This window comes from Monashia sp. NPDC004114 (genome assembly GCF_053603855.1).
The window spans coordinates 260,902-267,282 of record NZ_JBSGGK010000005.1; the positions used below are offsets into that span (position 1 = coordinate 260,902).

Annotated in this window: 6 protein-coding genes; 2 read left to right on the plus strand and 4 right to left on the minus strand. The window is 70.0% G+C overall.

Annotation, left to right across the window (positions count from 1 at the left end; genetic code table 11):
* Positions 1-171 precede the first annotated feature (171 nt).
* On the minus strand, positions 172-900 hold the full coding sequence (trmB, locus tag ACWEOW_RS09465; RefSeq protein ID WP_452268931.1) for a tRNA (guanosine(46)-N7)-methyltransferase TrmB: 729 nt from the start codon (positions 898-900) through the stop codon (positions 172-174).
* 129 nt (positions 901-1,029) lie between these two features.
* Here trmB and ACWEOW_RS09470 point away from each other — a divergent pair, with 129 nt between their 5' ends.
* Positions 1,030-1,233, plus strand: a complete 204-nt coding sequence (locus ACWEOW_RS09470) for an antitoxin (protein WP_452268932.1) — start codon at positions 1,030-1,032, stop codon at positions 1,231-1,233.
* Between the two features lie 18 nt (positions 1,234-1,251).
* Here the strand turns inward: ACWEOW_RS09470 and ACWEOW_RS09475 are convergent, their stop codons facing one another.
* The 3 genes from ACWEOW_RS09475 to ACWEOW_RS09485 all read right to left on the minus strand — a co-directional run bounded on the left by ACWEOW_RS09475 (position 1,252) and on the right by ACWEOW_RS09485 (position 3,618).
* Positions 1,252-2,367 carry a PP2C family protein-serine/threonine phosphatase gene (locus tag ACWEOW_RS09475; RefSeq protein WP_452268933.1) on the minus strand — a complete coding sequence of 372 codons (1,116 nt, stop codon included), beginning with the start codon at positions 2,365-2,367 and terminating at the stop codon, positions 1,252-1,254.
* A 56-nt stretch (positions 2,368-2,423) separates the two neighbouring features.
* Complete coding sequence (locus ACWEOW_RS09480) at positions 2,424-2,906, minus strand: ribose-5-phosphate isomerase (RefSeq protein WP_452268934.1); 483 nt, start codon at positions 2,904-2,906, stop codon at positions 2,424-2,426.
* Between the two features lie 64 nt (positions 2,907-2,970).
* Complete coding sequence (locus ACWEOW_RS09485) at positions 2,971-3,618, minus strand: mycothiol-dependent nitroreductase Rv2466c family protein (RefSeq protein WP_452268935.1); 648 nt, start codon at positions 3,616-3,618, stop codon at positions 2,971-2,973.
* 134 nt (positions 3,619-3,752) lie between these two features.
* Here ACWEOW_RS09485 and pepN point away from each other — a divergent pair, with 134 nt between their 5' ends.
* Positions 3,753-6,314: an aminopeptidase N gene (gene pepN, locus ACWEOW_RS09490; RefSeq protein ID WP_452268936.1), complete on the plus strand. Its 2,562-nt coding sequence runs from the start codon at positions 3,753-3,755 to the stop codon at positions 6,312-6,314.
* Positions 6,315-6,381 lie beyond the last annotated feature (67 nt).

Below are 6,381 nucleotides of genomic sequence, written 5' to 3' on the forward strand. Positions count from 1 at the left end.
GAGCGACGGCGTGCCCCGACCGAAGGTCCCTGCAACAGGGAGGAGCGAGGCACGAGCGACGGCGTGCCCCGACCGAAGGTCCCTCCAACAGGGAGGAGCGAGGCCGGCGTCCTGTTGCCCCCACCTGGAGGCCGGCACCCTGACCGGCGATCGAGCCCGCCGATGCAGAACTCAGTCGACGACGTCGAGACGCAGCTCGTTGATGGTTCGGCCCGCCGCGATGCCCTTGGCCTCGAAGCCCTGCTGAGGTCGCCACACCGGCCGCTCCGTCCGGGAGGCGACGAAGCGAGGGTGCTCGGCGACCTCGGCCAGGACGTGCTCGGCGTAGTAGTCCTGGTCGGTCGCGATGAGCACATGGCCGCGTGCTCTGAGGACGCGGGCCAGCAGGTCGAGGTTGGTCGGGCTGACGAACCGCCGCTTGGTGTGCTTCTTCTTGCGCCACGGGTCCGGGAAGAACAGGTGCACCGCCTCGAACGTGTCGTCGGCCGCGCGCCCCTCGAGAAAGACGACCGCATCGCCCTGTTCGATCCGCAGGTTCGGCACCCCCGCCTCGTCGGCGCGGGCGAGCATGCGGGCGAGCCCGGGGGTGTGCACGTCCATCGCCACGATGTCGTGCTCAGGGAAGGCAGCGGCATACGCGATGGCGGCGTGGCCGTGGCCGCAGCCGATCTCGAGCACGACGGGGGCCTCGCGGCCGAAGGTCGCGACTGGGTCGAACGGTCCGGCCGGCAGCGCCCGGCCGGGTCCCAGCCGCTCCACTCGGTCGACGGTGAGCGCGGACAGCCGACCGCGCCGCACGAAGCTGCGGACGCGGGTGGGCGTCACGCCCTCGGGGAGCTCGGGCACGACGTGGTCCTTGCGATGGGGACGGGGTGTGGCGCTCGTGGGCTCGTCGGTCACCACCGCATCGTAGTGAGAACGCGTTCACCCGAACTTCACGGGCTGAGTGGGTTGCGGTCGCCGACGACGGCGCTAGGTTGATGAGCGTCGGGGGCCATCGGCGGTCCCCGCTGACCGTAAGGGGCGCCCATGAGCATGTTCGACAACATGAAGGACAAGGTCAGCGACCTCGTCGACGAGCACGGCGAGCAGGTGGGTGAGGGCGTCGACAAGGCCGGCGACTTCATCGACGAGAAGACCGGTGGGCAGTACGCCGACAAGGTCGACCAGGGCCAGGCGGCCGCCAAGGACGCCCTCGACAACCTCGACGGTCAGGACGACGACATCAGCTGACCACAGGGTCCGGGCCGTTCAGCTGCGCCAGATGGTGACGACCGCGCGGTCGTCACCGAGGCCGGCTGCGGCCTGGTCGCACAGTCGCTGGGCCAGGCCCTCGAAGCCGGTCCGGATGAATGACTCCGCTCGGCCGAGCATGCGGTCGATCCCGTCGACCAGCGCCTTGTCCCGTGCCTCGATGACACCGTCGCTGTAGAGCACGAGCGCGTCGCCGCGGCGGATCGTCCCGCTCTCGCGTGGGTACTCGGCGCGCTCGATGACGCCGAGCAGCGGCCCACGGCCCCCTGCGAGCATCCGCCACCGGCCGGAACCCGCGGTGAACTGCGCGGCGGCGGGGTGCCCGGCATACCCGATGGTGAAGTTGCCGCTCTCGAGGTCGATCGCGACATGGACCGCAGTGGCGAAGCCCTCGGGCCAGCGTCGACGGAGCATGTGGTTGTTGGCCGAGGTCAGGAAGCCTGCTTCGCTCATCTCCCCCAAGAGCCCACCGAGTGCCCCGGAGAGCAGCAGCGAGCGGGTGCCGGCCTCGCGTCCCTTGCCCGACACGTCGACCAGCGCCACCTCCAGGGTGCGCCCGTCGGTGGAGCGGCTCGCGACGACGAAGTCACCGGCGAAGCCGTCGCCGTAGGCGGACTCGAGAGCAACCTCCGCGCCCCACGACGGGGGTAGCAAAGGCAGCTCCCCTTGCGCCCGGAGCCGGTCGCGCATGTCGACGAGCATCGACTCGCCACTGACGCCCACGACACCGACCTGCGCCCGCGCATGGGAGAGCCAGAGCATGAGCATCATCGTGGCGACCGTGACGATCTGCGCGCCGGTGGTCGTGGGCTTGTCGGGTCCGAGGTACGCCCCGAGGATGGCCATCGCGAGGAACAGCCCGAGGTACACGACGAGCAGGTAGCGGGGCTCGAGGAACAGGCCCGCGGCGACGACGATGAACCCATAGACCCCCCACGGCACCGTCGTCGGCCACATCTTGACGGCCCAGGTGGTGGCCACGCTCAGCAGGAGGAAGAACGCGACCAGCGCCCAGGGTGCCCGGGACAGCGAAGGCCCGAGGAGTCGGAGGCGGCGGATCGGTCCGGCAGCGTAGCGCGAGCGTCGAGAGACCATGCTCTCGTTGGTGGCCACGTGCCTCCCTTGCAGGTCTCGAGGGGTCCGAACCGGGCCCGCCGGACTGATGGTGGTCAGCCCGCGTCCGAGTCCGGCAGCGCCGGCAAGTTCCCCGTGTTCTCGTACGCGGAAACCATACCCAGCCGACGGCTGTGGCGCTCCGCATCGGTGAATTCCGTGGAGACGAACGTGTCGACGATCTGCTTGGCCACGTCGTCGGCCGTGAAGCGGGCTCCGATCGACACGACCTGTGCGTTGTTGTGCTCGCGGGCGAGGGCTGCCAGCTCGGGCGACCAGGCCAGTGCGGCCCGGATGCCGGCGACCTTGTTGGCGGCGATCTGCTCGCCGTTGCCCGAGCCGCCGAGCACGATGCCCAGGGTCCCGTCCTCCGCCGCGACAGCCTCGGCCGCGCGGAGCACATAGACGGGGTAGTCGTCCTCGGGGTCGTACGCGAACGGCCCGTGGTCGACGACATCGTGGCCTGCGCCGCTGAGGTGGGCGACGAGGACCTTGTGGAGGTCGTATGCCGCGTGGTCGCCGCCGATGTGGATGCGCATGTCCGTCCTTGGTTGAGTGCGTCGAAGCCGGTCTGGAGCCGGTCTGGAGCCGGTCGGGCTTCGGTCAGGTGAAGATGGGGCCCTGGGTGCGGGTGCGTTTCAGCTCGAAGAAGCCCGGCGTGCCGGCCACCAGCAGGCAGCCGTCCCACAGCCGGGCGGCGTCCTCACCCTTGGGAGAGGGGGTGACGACCGGTCCGAAGAAGGCGACACCGTCGACCGCGATGATCGGCGTGCCCACGTCGGTGCCGACGAGGCTGATCCCACGCTTGTGGCTGCGGTGCAGGGCCGCGTCGTACTTCTTGTGGTGTGTCTCCTTGGCCAGCGAGGCCGGAAGCCCGACCTCCGCGAGCGACTCGCGGATCACCTCGTCGAAGTCGCTCATCTTGCGCAGGTGGATGCGCGTGCCCATCGCGTCGTAGAGCGGCTTGATGACTCCGGGGCCGTGCTGCTCGGCGGCGGCGATGATGACGCGGACGGGCCCCCACGCCTCGTCCATGCGTGCGCGGTAGGCGGCGTCGAGGTCGTGCCGGTGCTCGTTGAGAACAGCGAGACTCATGACCGACCATGTGATGTCGACGTCGCGAAGCGTCTGGACCTCCATGAGCCAGCGCGAGGTCATCCAGGCCCACGGGCAGATGGGGTCGAACCACATCTCGACCGAGGCACGGCCGTGGTGTTCGGTGGCGGCGGTGGGAGGGTTCGCGGCAGCCATGGCGCCATCATGGCACCCGAACCTGACCGGCCCGCGGGTGGCCGAACGCTCCGCGAGTCGTGCGAGGATGGCCCGCGACGACGGCACCCGATCGGCGCCACGTCTGCCTGCATCCGTCCCCAGGAGGTCCCTACGTGCCCGGCAAGAACCTGACCCGCGACGAGGCGGCGAGCCGCGCTGCAGTCCTGCGCGTCGACAGCTACGACGTCAGCCTCGACCTCACCACGGGTCCGGAGAACTTCAACACCGTGACGACGGTCCGCTTCACCTGCCGCGAGCCGGGGTCCGACACGTTCATCGACCTCATCGCCGACTCCGTGGAGCGGGTGACCCTCAACGGCGTCGACCTCGACCCGGCAGAGGTTTTCGCCGACTCGCGAGTCGCCCTGCCCGGCCTCGCGGCCGACAACGTCGTGACCATCGACGCGACGGGCCGCTACACGAACACCGGCGAGGGCCTGCACCGCTTCGTCGACCCGGTCGACAACGAGGTGTACCTCTACACCCAGTTCGAGGTGCCCGACTCTCGGCGCATGTACGCCGTCTTCGAGCAGCCCGATCTCAAGGCGTCGTTCCGGTTCACGGTCACCGCCCCGGCGCACTGGAAGGTCGTCTCGAACTCCCCCACCCCGCAGCCGGTTGCGGCAGGGGTCGTCGACGGGATCGAGCGCGCCACCTGGGCGTTCTCGCCGACGGGCCGCATCTCGTCCTACATCACCGCCCTCATCGCCGGTCCGTACGACGAGGTGCGCGACGAGGTCGCGACCCGCAACGGCGTCGTGCCTCTCGGCGTCTTCTGCCGCAGGTCGCTGACGCAGTACCTCGACGCGGACAACATCTTCGACTGCACGAAGAAAGGCTTCGCCTTCTTCGAGGCGGAGTTCGACCAGCCGTACCCGTTCGAGAAGTACGACCAGATCTTCACGCCCGAGTACAACATGGGTGCGATGGAGAACGCCGGCGCCGTGACGTTCACGGAGATCTACGTCTTCCGCTCGAAGGTCTCCGAGGCGAAGACCGAGCGTCGCGCGCTGACGATCCTGCACGAGCTTGCGCACATGTGGTTCGGCAACCTCGTCACGATGAGGTGGTGGGACGACCTGTGGCTCAACGAGTCCTTCGCCGAATGGGCCTCGACGACCTGCCAGGCCGAGGCGACCGAGTGGACGAACGCCTGGACGACGTTCGGCACGGCCGAGAAGGCGTGGGCCTACACCCAGGACCAGCTCTCGTCGACGCACCCCATCGCGGCGGACATGCGCCACCTCGAGGACGTCGAGGTCAACTTCGACGGCATCACCTACGCCAAGGGCGCCTCGGTGCTCAAGCAGCTCGTCGCCTACGTCGGCCGCGAGCCGTTCGTCGCCGCGCTGCGGGAGTACTTCCGCAAGCATGCCTGGGGGAACACCACGCTCGCCGACCTGCTCGCGGAGCTCGAGACCGCTTCGGGCCGTCAGCTCAGCGACTGGTCCAAGCTGTGGCTCGAGACAGCGGGCGTCAACACGCTCCGCCCGGTCTTCGAGCTCGGCGCGGACGGGCGGTACACCTCCTTCGCGATCGCCCAGACGTCCACGGAGGAGCACCCGACGCTGCGACCCCACCGGCTCGGCATCGGCCGGTATGCCGTCAGGGACGGCGCGCTCGAGCGCGTCGGTTACCACGAGGTCGACATCGCTGGAGAGCTCACGGACATCGACGAGCTCGTCGGGCTCGAGCAGCCTGACCTGCTGCTGCTCAACGACGACGACCTCGCCTACGCCAAGATCCGCCTCGACGAGCGCTCGCTCGCGACGGCGCTGGCCCTGCCGCGTGGCTTCCAGAGCTCGCTACCGCGCTCGCTCGTCCTCGGGGCGACGTGGGACATGACGCGAGACGCCGAGATGCCCGCCCGCGACTTCGTGCGGTTCGTCCTCGACTCGCTGCCGGGAGAGAGCGACTCGACGCTGCTGCGCGTGCTCGTCAACCAGATCGTCACGGCCACCCGCCTCTACACCGCTCCGGAGCACCGGTCCGACACCGCCGCGCTCCTGTCGGCCTCGCTCCGGACCCTCGCGGATGCGGCCGAGCCGGGCAGCGACGCCCAGTTCCAGCTCGTCGAGGCGTGGGCCAACACGACCGCCGACCGCGCCGACGAGGCCCGGCTCCGCGCGCTGCTCGCCGGTGAGGAGTCGCTGCCTGGCCTGGGCGTCGACACCGAGCTGCGCTGGACCTTCACCAAGGCACTGGCCGCCCTCGGGGTGCTCGGTGACGACGAGCTGCAGTCCGAGCTCGACCGCGACCCGACCTCGACCGGCAAGGAACGCCACGCTGAGGCTCTGGCGGCCCGTCCCACCGCGGAGGCCAAGGCCGAGGCCTGGTCCAAGGCGGTCGAGCAGAACCTCCTGCCCAACCAGATGGTGGAGGCCATCGGCGCCGGCTTCAGGCGCTGCGCCGACGTGTCGCTGCTCGAGCCCTACGTCGCGAAGTACCACGACATGCTCGTCGACGCCTGGGCCGAGCGCAGCGTCGCGATCGGCGAGCGGGTGGTCCAGGGCTTCTACCCGTTCGCCCTGGCCAGCACCGAGCTCAAGGACGCCTCGGACACCTGGCTCGCTCGGCACCCCGACGCCCAGGCAGGCCTGGTGCGCACCGTGTCGGAGAACCGCGACACGATCGCCCGGGCACTGGCCGCCCAGGAGCGCGACCGACAGGCCTGAGCCAGGAGGCCGGCCACGAGGCCGGCGTCAGGTCCGGCGACGCCGCCGCGCCGGGTCACCCTCGTAT